Genomic DNA, 18,663 nt, shown 5'->3' on the forward strand with positions numbered 1-18,663 from the left:
TATTAAGTATTCCAGCCTCTACAGCTTTAGTTTTTAAAATAATTCCAAAAGCACCACCAGTGATAAGGATAAAGGCTATAATACCAACGGCAGTTCCCCATTTATCACCACTAACAAGACCTTCAAAGATATAGTTAGTGACACTCATATCTCCACCAGCAGCAAATATAGGCACACCTTTAATAAGTGGTTGTCCTAACTCATTTAATGCATATTTAAAACTTCCTGGAACAGGAACGGTTCTCGTTTTCATACCAGTTTCAGTGGCATACTGTATTTTTTCCATGGTAAAGCTACCAACTGGAATAAGGTAAGTAAGAATTGCAGCAAAGACAACTACAAAAAAGATAATGACATAGGTATCAGGTATTCTGATTTTTTTCTTCATTTGTTTCCTCCTAAAAAATTATGCTTCGCCTAAATGAGGTAATATATATTTCAAAATAAAAGGCATACCTATAGGTATGCCTGAAATAGCTTAAATTATCTTACTTAAAAATTTTAAATATGAATTAATAAGCGTATTGTTATGGCAGCATCACAACACAAATATATTACAAACATCATCACCATCGGCCTTAGGCTCCGTTTTATTGAGTATAGTATACTATAAATTTGGATGAGGTGTCAAATTTAAAAACTTCATTATATGTCCAAAAAAATAGTATAAAAGTATTTTATTTTATTAAAGTTCTTTTACAATAGACAATTGTACTAAAAAAATGTAAAAAAACTGTTGTATTTTAAATTCATATGTGATATTATTCTTGGAAATAAAAAAAAATTTTCAAAAGGACGGTGAAGAACTATGAGTAACGAAAGAGGTAATTGGGGATCAAGCGTAGGATTTGTATTAGCGGCGGCTGGATCAGCTATAGGACTTGGAAATCTATGGAAGTTTCCTTACTTAGCAGGAAAAAACGGAGGAGGAGCATTTGTAATTGTATATTTATCTCTGATAGTGATACTAGGTTTTTCCCTTATGTTAGGAGAGATGGCAATAGGTAGAAGAGGAAAATCTGATGCCTTTGGTTCATATAATAATATTAAAAAAGGTTGGGGATTCATTGGAATCTTTGGAATTTTATGTTGTTTTATTATATATTCATACTATGTTGTAATCGCTGGTTGGATTGTAAAATATATTGGTATGTTTATTAGAGGTGGTTTAACAGAGGATCCAGTGACAACATTTGGAAACTTTATCTCTTCTGGAACTTCACCTATTATATATAGTTTTGTTATTGTTGTTGTAACGGCATTAATCGTTTTAAAAGGTGTATCTGGTGGAATAGAAAAAGCAAGTAAAATAATGATGCCAATTTTATTTCTATTTATGTTAGTTATTGTCGCAAGATCAGTAACTCTTCCAAATGCAATGGAAGGAATCAAATATTTCCTAAAACCTGATTTCTCACAGATTACTCCTTCAGTTGTAATTGCAGCTTTAGGACAGGTTTTCTTCTCACTAAGTTTAGGTATGGGTGCTATGATAACTTATGGTAGTTACCTTCCAAAGGATACTAACCTAGTTAAAAGTGCTCTTTGTATACCTGTACTAGATACACTAATCGCTTTACTTGCAGGACTTGCTATCCTGCCAGCAGTGTTCTCATTTGGACTTGAGCCAACAGCTGGACCTGGATTAATCTTTATAACTCTACCAAAGGTATTTGCTTCTATGCCTATGGGTAACCTATTTGGAATTATCTTCTTCGTACTTGTACTATTTGCAGCTCTTACATCAACTATCTCATTATTAGAGGTTGTTGTATCATTTGTTGTGGATCAAATGAAGTTAGATAGAAAGAAAGCTACAATTTTAGTAAGTGCTTTAATTGCAGGATTTGCAATTCCAAACTCTCACTCTTTTGGACCATTAGCAGAGTTAAAGGTATTCTTTGGACTGAACTTCTTTGATTTCCTAGGATATTTAACAGATAATATTCTACTACCTATGGGTGGGTTATTACTTTGTGTGTTTGTTGGATTTATCTGGGATAAAGAGGATATTAAAAAAGAGATTACAAATGATGGAGAGATTTCATTCCCATTCTTCACAATATGGATGATTGGAGTTAAATATTTAGGGATTCAACTTTTAGCTCTAATTTTACTTCAAGCTGTTGGAGTTGTAGGAAGTGCACTTAGCTTCTCACTAGCAGTTATATTTATGATTCAAATTCTATTTGATGTACTTGAAAATAGAAGAAAAGTTAAAACAGCCTAGTAAATTTCCTGAAATATATTGAAGTGAATTAAGTAAAAAAGCACAGATTAAACTCTGTGCTTTTTTCTTTTTGTTACTCTCCAAAAATGATATACTAAGAGTACAAAATTGTGAAGGAGGGTGTATGAGAAAACTACTATTTTTATTAAAAATATTGATAACTTTAATAGTTTTATTAGAAACTCTCTATGGTAAAGAGATAGATCCTTTAAAGGAGTTTACATATAATATTGTGATTTCAAACTATGAAAATAGTCCTAAAAGAGATATTAGAGTTGTGAATGATTTAACAAAAGTTAAGGGGCTACTGGCCAATGGTGGTGAAAATTTCTTAGATATTGAGGGAGATGTATTCACCTCTTGGGATATATATAGAGATGGGCAAAAGATAAGTGTTGGAGATAGAGATACTCTAAATGATAGGATTGTAGAGCTTCTACCAGAGGAGAGCGTGGAGTATAAGATTGTGGCTATTCCAAATAAAAAACTCTTGGCTCAGGAGATAAAAAATATGGTTACAATCTATGAGGATAACCAACTTTTAGAAAAAAGAACATATAAAAGTGGAGTTTTAGGTTCAAAGGCTAAAATAAAAAGGGAGGTAAGTCTAAAAAGTTATTCTCCAGGGGACTATATAAGCTATAAAATTACAGTGGAACCAGATGGCTCAGGTTATTTAAATAATTTTAAACTGGATGAAAATATAGATAAGATATTGGTATTTACATTAACTGGACAAAAGGAACCTTTACTTTCAAATGTTGAGATAAAAAGCAGTAGAGAAAATAGTGAAAGTGAGATGGATATACCAAGTGGAGAGAGTTTAATCTATGAGGTCAGAGGAAAAATAAATGAGAATATCTTGGGAGATATTGAGTATAAAGGGTTGGTTACAAAGAGTGAACCATATGAGTTGGATATAAAATTTTTAAATAAAGAGAGATATTCGCCGGGAAAGACGTATACATATGAGATAGAGATAAAAAATAGTGGAAGGGGAAATGTGGGCAATATACCCATAGAGTTTTTAGTCAATGAAAGTGAAGTTATCAACTGGAATGGAAAAACTGTAAAGGCCTTTCCAAAGAATATGGAAAGTTTAAAGGGAAGAGTTTCTCTGGGAAAAGGAAAAAAGATAGTAAAAAAATATGAGATATATGTAGAGGAATTTGCTGTTGGTGATATAGAATCAAAAGTAATGGTTGATAGTCATACGGTCAATAATAAAATATTATCACACTCCTCTAAACTCAAGATAACTCACCAAGTAGAGAGCTATTTTGATAAAAGTGGAAAGAAAAAACTGAGTGGATATACACCTGAAGGGTATATAGAATATGTGTTTAGAGTTGAAAATAATGGACTTGGAATATTAAATAGTTATAACTTTGATAGTGATATTGAGAGAGTAAAAACAAAATCAGCAAAGGGAGGGGAGATTTTAGCATTTTCTTCCAGTGATAAAAAAATCTTTAGAGACAGAGGAATAATAGTTGATGAAAACCAAATGGGAGAGGATATCCTAAATATTTTACCAGATGGATTTATTGAGTATAGAGTTAGGGGAAAAGTTTCCAAGGACTCTGTTGGTGATATTATAAAGGAAGATAGTGTTGCAAAGATGGAGAGGAGTGATGTGGTTCACAGTTTGAAAGTCTCCAAAGAGAGCTATAAGTCTGGAGAGACTATAGACTATACGGTAACCTTAAAAAATATAGGATATGGAACTGCATATGGACAAAAATATAGATTGAATGTGGATGAGGCTCTTGTCTCTCAATCAGGAGTTGAAAATAAAAAGGTAACTGCCTTTAAAAATGGGACTCCAATTGAGAAAACCCCAATTATATACCCAGGTGAGGAGGTAAAATACACATTTAAAGGTATTACAAAAAATAGTATTTTTGATAGTATACATTTAAAGTCCACTTATGGGAAAAGTGTAAAAGAGAGTGAAGTTAAATCCCTTCCTGGAAAACTTGAGTTTTCAAATACACTAAAAAGTGTAAATGGAAAGATAGTTACAAATGGTATGAAATATAAACCAGGGGATATGGTTACATATGAAGTTATTCTGAAAAATATAGGAGAGGGCTTTTTAGATAACTTAAATATTGAGAGTAATCTAGATGATATAAAAGCTTTAGTAGCTGGTTCAGATATTAAAGAGAGAGTTTTAGAGGGAATAAATATCAATATAAAAAGTAGTGATCCAAGAACAGTTATAACCTCTAAAATGGGAGATACACCAATCCATATAAGAAAAAATGTGGACTTTGCTCCAAAGAGTAGCTTGGTCTTTGAAATTTCAGGTTTGGTCTCTGACAAATCCATTGGAAGTTTGGAAGGGATGACATTTAAAGTGAATGGAGCTGAAAAGACAACCGATGGACTTGGGAGTATCGGTAGTTCAATAAGTGGAGAGAAAACTCTTTTAGAACCTGAAAATGGTATATATAAGCCTGGTGATAAATTAAAATATATGCTTACAATCAAAAATAAAGGTGATGGATATGGACACTCAATACCTATAGAGGACATACTCTCTGAGGTTACAACAGAAAAAGAGGGAAAACGTTATGGAAAGGCTTTTTCCAATTGGAAAGTGACCTACTTAGGTGCCAAGGATGAATCAAGTAGATTTAAAAAGTATACCTATCTAAAAAATGAGATATCAGGAAGAGAGGATCTAAATACAAAGGTGGATATAGGTCCTGGGGTAACTATTGAGTTCTTGGTTGAGGCGGATATAGATAGTAGTGCAATTGGAGTTATAGAGAGTAAGGCAAAAATAGCTGGTGGTACAAATGAGAATCAAACAATATATTTAAAGCCTATATCTGAGCACTCTGAGGAGGAGAGAGTGGAGCAGGGTATCAGAGTTCGATTGAGTTCCACAAAGAGTGAGATAAAGCTTGGAGAGGTAGTTGGTTTTACTGTAAATGTTGAAAATATGGATAGTGATAACCATGAAAATTTAAGTTTAAAAAATACAACTCCTAAGGGGTTTAGATATCTGGATGAGGAGTTTGAAAAATTTAGCTTAAAACCAGGGGAAAAGTATAGTAAAACATTCTATATGAAAGCTACTGTTGGAGCAAATATAGGGAAAAATATATTTCAAAGTTATGTGACAAGTAAAAATAGTAAAGTGTCAAATATAGGTGAAACAAGTGTGGATGTGAGAGGGGATTCTCTTTTAAATACAGCCACAATAATCGGTAAGGTAATAGATGAGAAAACAGACAGAGGTATACCCCATGCAGTTGTTTATACTCCAGGGGGAGTTGTGGTTCAAGCTGATGAGTTTGGAAGATTTCATCTTCCAGATCAATGGGTAGATGGAGCCTTTGGTGAAAATTTTACGGTGAAACTAGATGAGAATAGTTTACCTAAGGGAAGTGTAATTAAAAGTGAAAACCCCCTTGTAAAAAGGATAACTCCATACTCCTTAACAAAGTTTAACTTTATTGTTCAAAAAGGAGAGGAGAAAGAGGAGGAAAAAGGATCTGAAAAAAACTATACATATATGGGAACAGGGCTTATTGATGCCTATATAGGAAAGGATAGTGGAAAACCTAGAGCTACATATTTTGGTAAGGGAGGTTATGGAGATTATAAATTAACTTTACATTTTGATACTAAGGATAAGAAAAATCAGACACTTTTAGAGAGAATAACAGATGATGACTATGTTTACTATCCAACCTATGGAGATGGTTCTAAAATTAGGAAAGAGGTAAATACCAATGGGAAGCTCTATTTAAAGTTGGAACATAAAGAGTCCTACGCTATGTGGGGTAACTATGAAACAGGGTTCTTGGGAACAAGGTTTATGGATTACAACAAGGAGCTATATGGATTTAAGGGTGAGTATAAGGAGGAGGATATAAATGTAAAGATTTTTATGAGCACTCCAAATACTATGTATGGTCATGATGAGTTTTTGGGAACTGGAGGAAGTTTATACTTTCTAAAAAATGGAGAGATACTGAAGGGTAGTCAAAAAGTTTGGATAAAAATTGTTGATGCAGATACCTATGTTGTAGAGAAAGTCATCTATTTGCAAGAGGGAAGAGACTATGAGTTAGACCCTTTTATAGGAAGAGTTATTTTAACAAATCCCTTAAGTGGTGGTAGCTCAACAGATTACTATGCATATTTAGTTGTTGACTATAGTTATATTCCTAAGGAGGGGGATGTTGTAGACTCATCTAACTATGGAATAAAAACTGTAAAGGATATAAATGAAAATGTAACAGTGGGAGTGACCGCTATTCATGAGAGTCGTGGAAAAAAAGACTATGATTTAAAAGGTGTTGAGGTCAAGTTAAAGGATGAGAAAGGAAACTATATAAAGGGTGAATTTAGTAGTAGCTCTGGAATCTCAAATGTGAGTAACTACCTATCTTTTGATGGAGGTTTAACATTCCAAGAGGTGGATAGAGATGACTCTAAAATTTCAGGGAATGCCTATAGAATCACAGGTGCATTAAAACTTTTAGAGGAAGCTGAGCTAAAGGCATGGTATGAGAGAAAGGAGCGAGGTTATTCATTCGCTTCAGACTTAGATGATAGATTTTTAGAAACTTTTGGAAGTGAACTAAAGTATAGTCACTCTGAAAATCTAAAAAGCTATCTAAAATTTCAATATGTGGATCAGATAAAATGGGGTGAAAAAAGAGAGACTGGAACTGTGACAAGTGCAAAGTTAGAGTATATCTTAAATGAGAGCACAAAACTTTATAGTGAGATAAAAGCTGGTCTTAGTAATGCTCTATCCCTAGGAGCTGAAAAAAGAATAAATGATAGATTAAAGATGAATGGAAGAACCTCCTTTGGGGACTCAGGGAATTACTTTGAACTAGGTGGAGATTATCAGATTTTTGATAACTATAATATATACTCTGGATATAGCTCAGATGGAGAGATAGCAAGGGATAGATACACAGTGGGTCAAAGGGCTAGAGTTGGAGAGAGAACAAGTATATATCAGGAAAATCAGTTTGTTAAGGAGAGAGGGAAAAATGCCACTCTTCAAGGTTATGGAGTGGATTATGATTTAAGACAGGGCATAACCCTAGGAGGATCCATCCAACATGGAGAGTTAATTTTACCAAATGATGAAAAAAGTCGTCGAAGAGGAGGCTCTTTATATCTAAGAGCTGAACTGGAAAGTTTAACTTTAAGAAATAGAGTTGAATATAGAGAGGACAGAGGGTCTGAGAGTATAGAGCAGTATTTAACAACAAACTCCTTCACATATAGATACAGTGAAGAGTATACCTTTGCAGGAAAGATAAACTACTCATTTACAGAGGACAGTTATAGGAATAGTTACTTAGAAAGCAGTATAGGACTTGCCTATAGACCTATAGAAAATGATAGATTAAACTATCTTTCAAGATATACGATGATACTTGATAGAGATACTAAAACAAATAAGGATTTCAGTGCTCATATAGGGGAGTTTGAAACAATCTATTCATTCTCCAGAGAGCTGGATATATCTATGAAAAATGGATATAGATGTGAAAAAAATAGATATTTAAATGACCTGTATATGCTTGGATTTAAAGCTAACTATAGTGTTATGAATAGTTGGGAGGTGTTTGGACAGTATCAGTGGTTGGTGGATAGAGCCAATGAAGATGTTTTAAGTGGAGCTATTTTTGGAATATATAAAAATATAGACAAAAATATGAAGCTGGGAGGAGGATATAACTTCTCAGGGTTTAAGGACTCTTTGGGAGAGCAGGACTATAAAACATCTGGATGGTTTTTAAATATAATAGGAACTATGTAAAGTAAAATTTTTGAATTAAAAAAGAGAGATTTCGGGGAAGGGGCCGAAATCTCTCTTCTTTGTTTATCTAAATTTATTGAAAAGCCATAGAACTATAATGGCTCCAAAAGCTGCAGTAAATATACTACCAATATTTAATCCATGAACAGAACCAATACCGATAATACTACCGATAAATCCTCCAACAAAGGCTCCTACAATACCAAGTATCATAGTGGCAATTATTCCACCACCTTGAGCTCCAGGCATAATAAACTTAGCTAAGGCACCTGCTAATATTCCAAGGATGATCCATGTTAAAATTCCCATTTTATAAACCTCCTTTGTTTTAAACTACTAATTGTTTATTCTGCTATGAATATAGATTTCTTTTTTTATTTTAAAAATAAAATGGATATTTAAAAGTGGAGATTATGATAAAATAGAGTGGGGCTAGGTGAGTTTTACACGAAGAGAAAAATTGAGGGAGAAACAATGAAAAGAGTGAAGGGATTATTATTTTTATTACCACAACTGGTTTTAGCACAGGACTATTGGAATGGGATTCCATATCCAATGAACCGTTGGGGTGTATCCGTTATGGGGGTGGACCAAAGAGAGAGGGGAGATTTAAAAAGTGCCAGTGTAAATGGTATTGAAATTGGAGGGAAAATACCAAATGCCAATGTAGATTTTTTAAATCCTCACAATATGGAGGTAGATGCTAAGGTTCAACTTGTAAAGGTGGACTATTTTGTATTACCATTTTTAAATATCTATGGAATAGTTGGAAAGTTAGAAGCTGAAGCTAAGTTTGAATTAGGTAGAGGAAATTTTAATTTCGATAGTACAGGAAATGAATTTTATGATAGGATACTGGGAACTGTTGCAGATAAAATCTCTGGAACTATGCCTGAAAATCTTCATATTAAACAAAAATCAGAGGGAAAACTTTTGGGTATGGGTGCTTTAGTAGCTGGAGAGTACAAAAAAGTTTTCAGTTCATTGCAATATACATACACTAAAATAGAGATGGATGGAGATGTTGCAGCAAAAAGTGCAGAGGTTACAGCGGGAAGATTAGGATATGTAGTATATAGGGATAGTAACTACTCAATAACACCATATTTAGGGGCTTCGTATCAAAAAACAGACAGTGAGATTTCAGGGGTTATTCCAAGTACAACTTTAAACTATAAGTTTCAGATGGAGTTAGAAGAACTAACTCCAGCGGCAGGAGTTTTTACAGTTATAAAAGATAACTTTACAGTTCTGTTAGAGTACTCATTTGGAGATAGAAAAACCTTAGCTTTAGATTTAGGATATAGATTTTAAGAGAAAAAGATCAATAGAAAAGAGAGCATTAAAAAAGCTGTAGATATAATACATACCTACAGCTTATAGTGGAGGCTGGAGATTATCTCCGGTCTTTTTTACTTAGAGTTTTCAAATTGAGTATGGAACTCTTTTAAAATTTGTTTTGTCTTTTTACCAATGGCCTCATATTGATACTCTTTCAGATTAGCTAAAGAGACTCTTAAAGTTGGGTGAGTATCTCCAAAACCTTTACCTGGCATTAGAACAACACCTGTTTCCTTAGCCAAAGCGAATAGGAAATCATTGATTTTATTGTTATCTTTAAACCACTTAGCAAATTTTTTATCAAAAAGTTCAAGAGCGATATCCGCTACATTTATAAGTGTATAGTAGCTAACTATATTCTCATTATCCTCAAAATGAATTCCTAAGGATGAATAAAGTAGTTTACATCTGTTTCTAATCAGATGTTTACATGAGTTTTTATACTCTGAATTTAGATCTACTAGAGAGTTTAGAGCAAATAAAGTCATCTGTAATTGCTGAGGAGTTGAGATACCAGCGGTGTGATTTAAACCAACAGCTCTACTATCTGCAACAATTCTATCAATAAAAAATAGAGATTTAGGAGTTGGTGTTATCATAGTATATCTATTATTGACATCATCACTGGCATTTTTTAGTAGCTGATCAAATATGCTCTCATGAGATATAGAGATAGTTCCTAATCTCCAACCAGTAGCTCCAAAATATTTTGAGAATGAGTAAACTAAAAGTGTATTCTTAGGAATAATTCCAAAACAAGATAGGAAGTTATCGCCAAATGTACCATACACATCGTCAGTGATAATCATTAAATCCGGTCTATCTGTATCAACAATTTTCTTTAGACTTAAAAGAGTGTCTAAGTTTAATTTTGTTGATGGAGGGTTACTTGGATTAACAAGACATAGCACTTTGATACTAGGATCTTTTAATTTTTCAAGCTCTGCTGCAGGAAGCTGCCAATCTGATTTAGGATCAAGTTGTAACTCAACTATATCTAAATCATACTCTGCAAGTGTTGGTATTTCAAGGTATGGAGTGAAGATTGGAGTAACTATGGCTATTTTATCCTTAGCTTTGATTAAGTTATTTGTATGAAGAGAGTTAAAAATATAGAACATTGCAGCTGTTCCACCCTCTGTAGCAAACACATCAAAATCACACTCCAGTTTATTTTGGCACATCTCTTTAGATATATATTTTTTTATAATAACCTCTGTATTTGGGAGTATTCTAGGTGGTGTAGGATAATGACTTCCCAGATAGGATTCTACAAATTCCATAAGAACATCCTCAATATTTAAACCAAGTTGATCCTCTATATATGACAGGTATGTTAATATTCCATTAACCTCAGCACTACAAGGTTCTTTTCTCAAAAATATTAAAAAACGAGTATAGATTCCCTCTTTTTTTGGAAAACCTCCAATATGATTATGAAGATATGAATACGATATTTCAGACTCTTCAATTGCAAATTTACCAATAAGGTTAAAGATTCTACGAGGAAGAGTGGCTAAAAAGTTTGGATTTCCTCTTCCAGCATTGAGAACCTCTCCTTTAAAAGCTTCATCAGCTAATTTAATTAGTTGATCTTTAAGTTCAAATGGACTTAATTCTTTCATAATGATACCTCCAATTAGTTTTTAGTTATAATACCAACGATTACAGGTCCCCACATAGTTAGGAAAACATTTGCCACAGCATAACCAATAGAGAAAGGTAGCACAGGAGTCGAGTTTTGAGTTTTTCTAAGAACTTCAGCATAAGCTGGGTTAGAACTTCTACCTCCAGCAATAATAGCCACCGAATCAACTGGATTCTTAATTTTTAATATGAAGTAGTCAAATAGGAATCCGATAATTTGTGGAACCATAGTTACAAAAACACCAAGCCAGAACAGAGTCATTCCATAGTTTTCAATTGTAACAAGAGCACTTTTTCCAGCATTTAAACCAACAATGACAACGAATACAACCAATCCAAAAACTTTTAGGAAAGAGACTGTACCAGTGTCCATTCCTCCAACTTTTGGATATCTGCTTTTTAACCAACCAAAAATTAAACCAGAGAAAAGACAACCTCCACCAGTTCCTAAAGATATTGGAATACTGGCAATAGGAACTGTAATCTCTCCAATAATTACTCCAAGAATTATACCAATTGAGAAAGTTATATAATCCACAACATTTTTATTAGGAGTAGGATATCCTAAAGCTTTGAAAGAGTTTTCAATATTTTGTTTTCTACCATTTAGAATAATCTCATCTCCAACTTGGAATTTAAAGTTGGGTGTTAGTGGCAACTCCTCATTATTTCTATAGACCTGCGAAATTACAAATCCAAGTGTAGCAGCGGGGGGTAAAAGAGGTTTTATTTCATCAATTGTTTTTCCAGCGAATTTTTGATATTGGAAAATAATAGATTTTTTGTACTCAATTGTAGTAAAAAGGTTGGTACAATCAAAAATTTCAGTGCCAAGAACTCCAGTTAAATTAAGAAGAACTTTTGTTTTACCTCCTATAACAACCCAGTCACTCTCTTGAAAAACATAGTTATCATAGTTATCCACTTTTATAACAGAGCCATTTTTAGCAACATCTAAAAGGAATATCTTCTCATTGAAATCCTCCTCTAAATCCTTAGCAGTTTTACCTAGATATTTAGAGTCTTTAGTTATTTCAAAGATTCTAGAGGACACTTTTTCAAGGGCTAAAACTTGATCCTCATCTAGTACAATTCCCTTAGCTTGAGATTTTTCAAGTTCAAGGGCAGACTCTCTAAGATTCCATTTCATAATCAGTGGAAGAATAGTCCCCACCATAAGAACAGGACCAAGAGTACCAAAAATATATGTAACAGAGTATCCAACAGCGACATTAGTCTCAAGTTGTTTAGTTAGTTCAGGGCTTAAACCTAAATTCCCAATAGAGCTTCCAGCAGTACCGATGATAGCCGATTGAGTTAAACCACCAGCGGCAAGCCCAGCAGCAAGCCCTCTATCCAAATTAAAATAGAAAGCACAAATAAGAACACATGCAAGACCTAAAATAGTCATAACAAAAGATGAGATTACAAATTTCATAGAAGCTTTGTTATTTAAAGCTCCAAAGAATTTAGGACCTCCCTCATATCCGCAAGCATATATAAATATCGCAAAAAAAGCGGTTTTTAAAATACCAGGGATATTAAAACCAAGTTGTCCAATGATAACAGCAATGATTAAACTTCCAGCAATACCTCCAAGTTGAAACTTACCAATTTTAATTTTTCCAATTCCATATCCAATACCAATGGAAAGGAAAAGAGCAATTAAAATATTAGAACGAATATAATCAGCCAAAATATCCATATGGATCCTCCTTAAAAAATTTTATTCAGTTTGGCTGAAGTATACAAAATAAAAAAAATGATTCCTTCAATTTAGGACAAAAAATAGAAAAGAGATTAAAGCCTGGTCAGAAACTTTAATCTCTTTTCCATTTATTTAAATTTTAACTTAACAGGCGAAATGTTATTTTCCTCTAAATTTTATAAAGATGAAAAGTACGACAAAAGCACCTATAACAGATAGGAAGATACTACCTAAGTTAAGTCCAGTAATTGATCCAATCCCTAGAAGACTACCGATAAATCCACCTACTAAAGCACCTACAATACCGAGGATTGTAGTGGCAAAAAGTCCTGCTGTATATACTTCTGGCATCATAAGTCTAGCTAATGCTCCAGATAAAAGTCCTAAAATAATCCATGAAAATAATCCCATAGAAAAACCTCCCATAAATATGTTTTCATTAAGTATATTCGTCAAAACTCAAAAATTTCTTTTAAAAAATATAAATTAGAGATAAAAAATTGAAAAGGTAAAATAAAAACATCTCAGTATATATAAAAAAAGATTGAGAGGAGGAGTTTTGTGATAAGGGGAGTTTTTCTATTATTTATTCTATTTTTTCAACTTATTTATGGATATGGAAAGAAAGAAAATAAAATATTTATAGGAAAAAGATACCCAGTAAATCTAAGTTTAGATTCAGGTTGGACCATGAGTTATATCCAGATGAACAGTAACTTAAAATCAAATTTGAGAGCTCCTCAAATGAAGGTGGATCAAAAAATTAATATGGCATATTTAAAATATAGTGAGGATCTAATTGGATTTAGTTGTGAAAACTTAGATGAGTCTTTAAACTCAAATTTAAGAAATCACTTTTTTGGTGGAGTGGGAAAGGTTTCAAAAAAAATAAATATGGATTCAATATACTTAGAGCCCATGGGAAAGATACAATCCATGGCCGTTTTTCAAAGAAGTATCAATGAAAACTATGGAAATTATAATGTGAGTTTAGACAATTTAAATGGGATATTAAATACTTTTTACTTGGGAATGGGTATTGGAAAACAATATTTTCAAGAGAGTCATATTCTTGATTTCTCAGTTAGTGCAGGAGTTAAACAGGAGTTAAACAGAGTGGATGAGAATGTGAAAAACAGGGTAAAGTCATTAATGGCAGAGGATGAGAGAGGAGATTTAAAGGATAAAAATAATTTTACACAGGAGTTGGGGTTGAATGGTGCAATTGGAGACCCAACCACAGGTGTATCCTTCTATACGGGGTATAAATATTTTTTTTCAGAGGATGAGTCATGGAAGGTAACAGCAGGAGTTAGTTATATTTTTTAAAAAAGTGGCCCCCTATTTTAAAAGGCCACTATTCTGTCTCTACCGCTATTTTTAGCTATATATAATTTTTCATCAGCTTTAGAAATAGCTAAATAAAAGGAGTTCTTATCGGTTATATTGGTATAAACAACTCCAAAGGAAGCTGTAATTTTGTGATTTTCAATAAGAGTTGAATCTCTAATTAACTTTTGAAGAAAGAGGGTTCTATTTAAAAGTTCCTCTTGAGTAATATTTTTAAAGACAATTAAAAACTCCTCCCCACCCCATCTAACAGTGTAGGTATCTCTTTTAGAGATTAACTTTATACAATTGCTGATCCCTTTAAGAACAAAATCCCCTCTGTCATGTCCAAAGCCATCATTGATACTTTTAAAGTGATCAATATCAAGTAGAACAATACCGCAATTGTCTATGGGAAAGGTCATCTCCTCCTGTATAAAGTATCTGTTATAAAGAGTTGTAAGAGGATCTCTTAAAAGTAGATTACTCTTAATCTTATTTAGCATTTTTAAAGAGTGTAGCTCTTTTTTTAACTTCTCTCTTCTATTTGTATAGAGAATGGAGAAAACTATGAAAAAGAGTAGAAAAATCTCTTTTAAATTTATCAGTTGTAATACATTTTCTTTTTCAATTAAAATTTTAAAGCTCGTTTTATCAAGGGGGAAAGCATAGTAATCAGTGAGATCCCCTATATTTTCAGCGGTAGTTTTATCTGTTGAGTATATAACTTTATATTTTCCATCGATTATTGTTGCGTTTAAACCTAGGGTATTTTTTAGTCGCTTAACGTTTTTAGCAAAAAAATCTTTATTGAAATCAAAGTACCAAAGACCTCTAAGTCTTTGGGAGTTATTAAAATATTCATATTCAGGAAAGATTATAGTAAACATCTTTCTATTGTGAGTTCTATCTTTATAGAGATTATATAGAGCGAACTCTGTGTTATTTCTTGAAATACTTCTTCTACTTTGAAATACATCTAAGCTTAAGGCTCTCTTTTGAAGAACTTTGACCCAAGTTTCACTAAAGTCATCAGTGTATATGATTTTTCTATCATTGTCAAAAGACCTAATATTGTTATAGACAATGTAAAGAAGGGAGTTATTAAACTTAGAGTTCAGATTCTCCTTAGCTTCCTTTAAGTTATAAAAGCTAAATTGATTGGGATAGGAGAATATATTCTTAAAATACACCCCATTTCCCTCAATTTCAAAGTATGTTATATTTTTATCAACTTTATAATCAGAAAATGGAAACTCCTTTTTAGTTGCATATAAAAAATCAATCTCATTTTTTAATATCTGAATATCCCTGTTAAAATGGACATTAAAGGTCTCAATTGATGAGTTAACCTCATTAAATAGATGATTTTTATTGACCAAAGTTGATAGAAAAAATAAGACGACTAAAAAAATGTAAAACATTTTAAAAATCATATTTTTTTAACCTCCATAGTGAACTCTTCTTTAGAGATTGGTTTACTGAAGTAGTACCCTTGAGCATAGTCCACATGTAAAAGCATTAAGAAATCAAGTTGCTTTTTAGTTTCAACACCCTCTGACACAATTTTAAAATTTAAATCTTTAATAAGGGTTATAAGATTTCGATATACAATCTCACCCTTAGCGCTATTTACCTCAATTGAATCCAATAGAGATTTATCAAATTTAACAATATCTATTGGTAAAAGTGGTAAAAGTCCAGCAGTGGAATGCCCAGCAGTAAAATCATCAAGGGATATCTGTATTCCAAGTGTTTTTAGAGCTTTAAGTTTAGTTATAAGGTCTTTCATATCTAAAACAAAGATTGATTCAGTAATTTCAATCTCTATATATTTACCAGGGACTTTAAAATAGCTTAAAAGTCCAGCTATTATTGTTATTAAATCATCTCTTTTAAATGTTTTCATAGATATATTAAAAGAGATTTTAAAATTGTCAGAGGGAATAGAGTTATTTTCAATTAACTCCTTTATAAAAACAATGGTATCCTTGGCAATTTTATAGTCAACTTTATGAATAAAATTGTATTTTTCAGCTATGGGTATAAATTCAAATGGTCCAATGGATCCAAGCTCTAGAGAGTTATATCTAGCAAGGGCTTCAGCTCCAATCAACCTCTTAGTTTTTATACAAAACTTAGGTTGATAAACAGGATATATTCCACTTACATTCTCCTTTAAAAGTGAGAGAATTGAAGACTCTCTATTCATCTTTTCAATAAAATTTTCATCGGCAATTTTAAAGAAGTTGATTTTATCTTTTTTCGATTCAAGCATAGCTAAATCGGAGTATTTAAAGCTGGTAGCTAGGGAAACATTGGAACTTTTATAGCTGATACCCAGATTAAATGTAATATTATATTTCAATAAATTGGGACAAAACTCTTTAAACTTTTTTAGTTTATTAATTATATCTTTTGAGCTTTCAAAGGAGAAACCATAGAACTCATCTCCAGATATTCTAAAAATATATGAACCAATGAAGCTATTTTTTAAAAAATTGGCAAACTCTTTTAAAATCATATCTCCAAACTCATGTCCCAAAGAGTCATTTATATTTTTAAAATTATTTAAATCTATAACAAAGGTACAGCCAGAAATAGAGTTTTGCTCATTACAAAACTGATCAAATATAAATCTATTTGGAAGATCAGTTAAAGAATCCTTAAGTAGAGTTTTTTTGTTTAAACGCTCTCTATACAGGTATGTAGAAACAGCCACAATTATAGCTACAAAGAGAACAGAGGCAAGAATTAGTAGATTTCGAATCTCTTTATTTTTTTGATATAGAATCTTTTCCTCCATCTCCTTTTCTAAGGCAGCTATATCAGCTAACCTTGGAATATCAATGGAGTGTTGGAAAGCTTTATCAATAATATCTCTTAAAATACGATCCTCTTTATTAAATGTTAAATTTATAGGGATAGTTTCAAAGGGAACAATATGGTATCTTTTAGAGTCAAAATCCTCTTTATTTGTGACTAAAAGAGAGTTGACCTTCCCAGTGTTAAGAGCTCTAATCATAGATTTAAGATCATGAAAAACAACTACATTACTGTCTATATCATACCTTCTAGCTAAGTGTTCCTCCACAGTGTCACTTAAAACACCTATAGTTCCATAAGAGGCGTGAGAGCTATCTAAGCTAACAACAAAAACACCTATCTCATATATTTTTTTAGAAAAAATAAAATTTTTACTACGCTTTCGGGTTTTAGATAGAAGTATGGCGTCAATACTTCTATTTTCTAAATCGGAAGTTGTTTTAGGAATATCAGTAGTAACATCAGTAAAATCTATATTTAAATTTTTTAAAGTTTTAAATATATTTGGAGCGATACCTTTATAAGTTCCATCAACTAAAGATTTAAATGAAATTAAAGAGTTGGTTCTATTCTCATAGGCCACTTTAATAGGTGCTCGAGTCTTTAAATAATCTATCTCTTCAGGTGTTAAAGAGGTATAGAAGTTATTGTAGGAAAGAGCCCTATTTAAAGAGGTAACTGTATTGGAGAATCTCTCTCTATAAGAGTTCTTTAAGGCATCATTTACAAAGGGGATTATCCCCTTATATCTATGTAGAAAAGCCATACTGATTCCAGAGGAGTGACTTATTTTAACTCCAAAGTTAGGTTTATAAAGTGCTGGAGTAGTAGTTAATATAAGTTTATCCTTATAGTTATCCAAATTATCCACAGCAATGGGATAACTGGATAGATTATTATTTTCTAAAATAGCATTTAAAATATTGTTATATGATTTTATATGGGAAGTGTATATAATCTTATTGTTCAAATCTGTTATAGAGTTAACCTCTATATTTTGAGATATAACAAAAAGCTCTTCAGAAAATATACTGTTACTAAAATCAAGGTAGTTGTCATAGAAGGCACTTTTGGGGATTAGAGCAACTCCATCAATGTTTCCAGACTTAAGTTCCATCCCTAGATTTTTATAGGGTATTGTTTTAAAGGTAACATTTAGGCCCATATAGTCTTTAAAGAATGTCTTAGCAACCTCATTTAAAGAGGGTATATTGGGGTAGCTTAAATTATAAAAAGGTCCATCTGATAGAGCAATAACAAGTTTTTCTTTTTTTAAATTATTAAAAATCTCTCTTTCTTTAGAAGTTTTAGGTGTATAGACTTCACTGAAAGTAATATTAGAAAGTATAAAAAAAACAATAAAAAATAATCGGTAAATCATTTAATATCTCCTTCGTTTATATCTTGATATATAATAATGTTTTTTCCAGAACTTTTAGCTTTGTAAAGTCTTTTATCACACTCAATATACGTGTTTTTTGTAGATTTAGAAAATCCACCACTTATAGTGACTGAAATAGGGTATTTCCACTGAATATTTTCCACACTTTTTCTGATATACTCACACCTTTCAATTGTAAATATATCGTTAAAATGAGTAAATAAAATAGTAAACTCCTCTCCTCCAACTCTATAGATAGTAACCTCATTGTTCTCTATCTCTTTAAGAATTTTACCAATTGTGAATAGGACTTCATCTCCGAAATTGTGACCATAGGTATCATTTGTAATTTTATTTAAATAACCATCATAGTCAAGAGATAATCTCCTATAACT

The 18,663-nt window shown here is 32.2% G+C and carries 11 protein-coding genes and 1 pseudogene; 4 read left to right on the forward strand and 8 right to left on the reverse strand.

The window, feature by feature from the left end; all coding sequences use genetic code 11:
* Nucleotides 1–388 (reverse strand): annotated as a pseudogene (locus ACMOUI_RS06735) (hypothetical protein); the annotation flags it as partial.
* 420 nt (nt 389–808) lie between these two features.
* Here ACMOUI_RS06735 and ACMOUI_RS06740 point away from each other — a divergent pair.
* Together ACMOUI_RS06740 and ACMOUI_RS06745 are read left to right on the forward strand one after the other, a co-directional pair.
* Nucleotides 809–2,230, forward strand: coding sequence for a sodium-dependent transporter (locus ACMOUI_RS06740; RefSeq protein ID WP_418964961.1), 1,422 nt, complete (start codon nt 809–811; stop codon nt 2,228–2,230).
* 124 nt (nt 2,231–2,354) lie between these two features.
* On the forward strand, nt 2,355–8,036 hold the full coding sequence (locus tag ACMOUI_RS06745) for a hypothetical protein (RefSeq protein ID WP_418964962.1): 5,682 nt from the start codon (nt 2,355–2,357) through the stop codon (nt 8,034–8,036).
* A 63-nt stretch (nt 8,037–8,099) separates the two neighbouring features.
* On the opposite strand, the gene ACMOUI_RS06750 is transcribed toward ACMOUI_RS06745, so the two are convergent.
* The gene (locus tag ACMOUI_RS06750; RefSeq protein ID WP_418964963.1) at nt 8,100–8,345 is read right to left on the reverse strand and encodes a GlsB/YeaQ/YmgE family stress response membrane protein; all 246 of its coding nucleotides are present in this window, start codon (nt 8,343–8,345) and stop codon (nt 8,100–8,102) included.
* A gap of 165 nt (nt 8,346–8,510) precedes the next feature.
* Here ACMOUI_RS06750 and ACMOUI_RS06755 point away from each other — a divergent pair, with 165 nt between their 5' ends.
* Nucleotides 8,511–9,350, forward strand: coding sequence for a hypothetical protein (locus ACMOUI_RS06755; protein ID WP_418964964.1), 840 nt, complete (start codon nt 8,511–8,513; stop codon nt 9,348–9,350).
* Between the two features lie 98 nt (nt 9,351–9,448).
* Here the strand turns inward: ACMOUI_RS06755 and ACMOUI_RS06760 are convergent, their stop codons facing one another.
* The 3 genes from ACMOUI_RS06760 to ACMOUI_RS06770 form a co-directional block, all read right to left on the reverse strand.
* A complete protein-coding gene (locus ACMOUI_RS06760; RefSeq protein ID WP_418964965.1) occupies nt 9,449–11,002 on the reverse strand; it encodes a bifunctional aspartate transaminase/aspartate 4-decarboxylase in 1,554 nt (517 codons plus the stop codon).
* Nucleotides 11,003–11,016: 14 nt separating this feature from the next.
* Nucleotides 11,017–12,729, reverse strand: a complete 1,713-nt coding sequence (aspT, locus tag ACMOUI_RS06765; RefSeq protein ID WP_418964966.1) for an aspartate-alanine antiporter — start codon at nt 12,727–12,729, stop codon at nt 11,017–11,019.
* Between the two features lie 162 nt (nt 12,730–12,891).
* Entirely contained in the window at nt 12,892–13,143 is a 252-nt protein-coding gene (locus tag ACMOUI_RS06770; protein WP_418964967.1) for a GlsB/YeaQ/YmgE family stress response membrane protein, read from the reverse strand.
* Nucleotides 13,144–13,293: 150 nt separating this feature from the next.
* Here ACMOUI_RS06770 and ACMOUI_RS06775 point away from each other — a divergent pair, with 150 nt between their 5' ends.
* Complete coding sequence (locus ACMOUI_RS06775; RefSeq protein ID WP_418964968.1) at nt 13,294–14,061, forward strand: autotransporter domain-containing protein; 768 nt, start codon at nt 13,294–13,296, stop codon at nt 14,059–14,061.
* A gap of 17 nt (nt 14,062–14,078) precedes the next feature.
* Here ACMOUI_RS06775 and ACMOUI_RS06780 read toward each other — a convergent pair whose 3' ends face one another.
* The 3 genes from ACMOUI_RS06780 to ACMOUI_RS06790 all read right to left on the reverse strand — a co-directional run.
* Entirely contained in the window at nt 14,079–15,497 is a 1,419-nt protein-coding gene (locus ACMOUI_RS06780) for a GGDEF domain-containing protein (protein WP_418964969.1), read from the reverse strand.
* On the reverse strand, nt 15,494–18,268 hold the full coding sequence (locus tag ACMOUI_RS06785) for an EAL domain-containing protein (protein WP_418964970.1): 2,775 nt from the start codon (nt 18,266–18,268) through the stop codon (nt 15,494–15,496). Before ACMOUI_RS06785 ends, ACMOUI_RS06780 begins: the two co-directional genes overlap by 4 nt.
* The coding region (locus ACMOUI_RS06790; protein WP_418964971.1) for a GGDEF domain-containing protein at nt 18,265–18,663 on the reverse strand (399 nt) is incomplete at its 5' end. The genes ACMOUI_RS06785 and ACMOUI_RS06790, both read right to left, overlap by 4 nt.

Source organism: Cetobacterium sp. (genome assembly GCF_048470075.1).
Taxonomy (GTDB): domain Bacteria; phylum Fusobacteriota; class Fusobacteriia; order Fusobacteriales; family Fusobacteriaceae; genus Cetobacterium_A.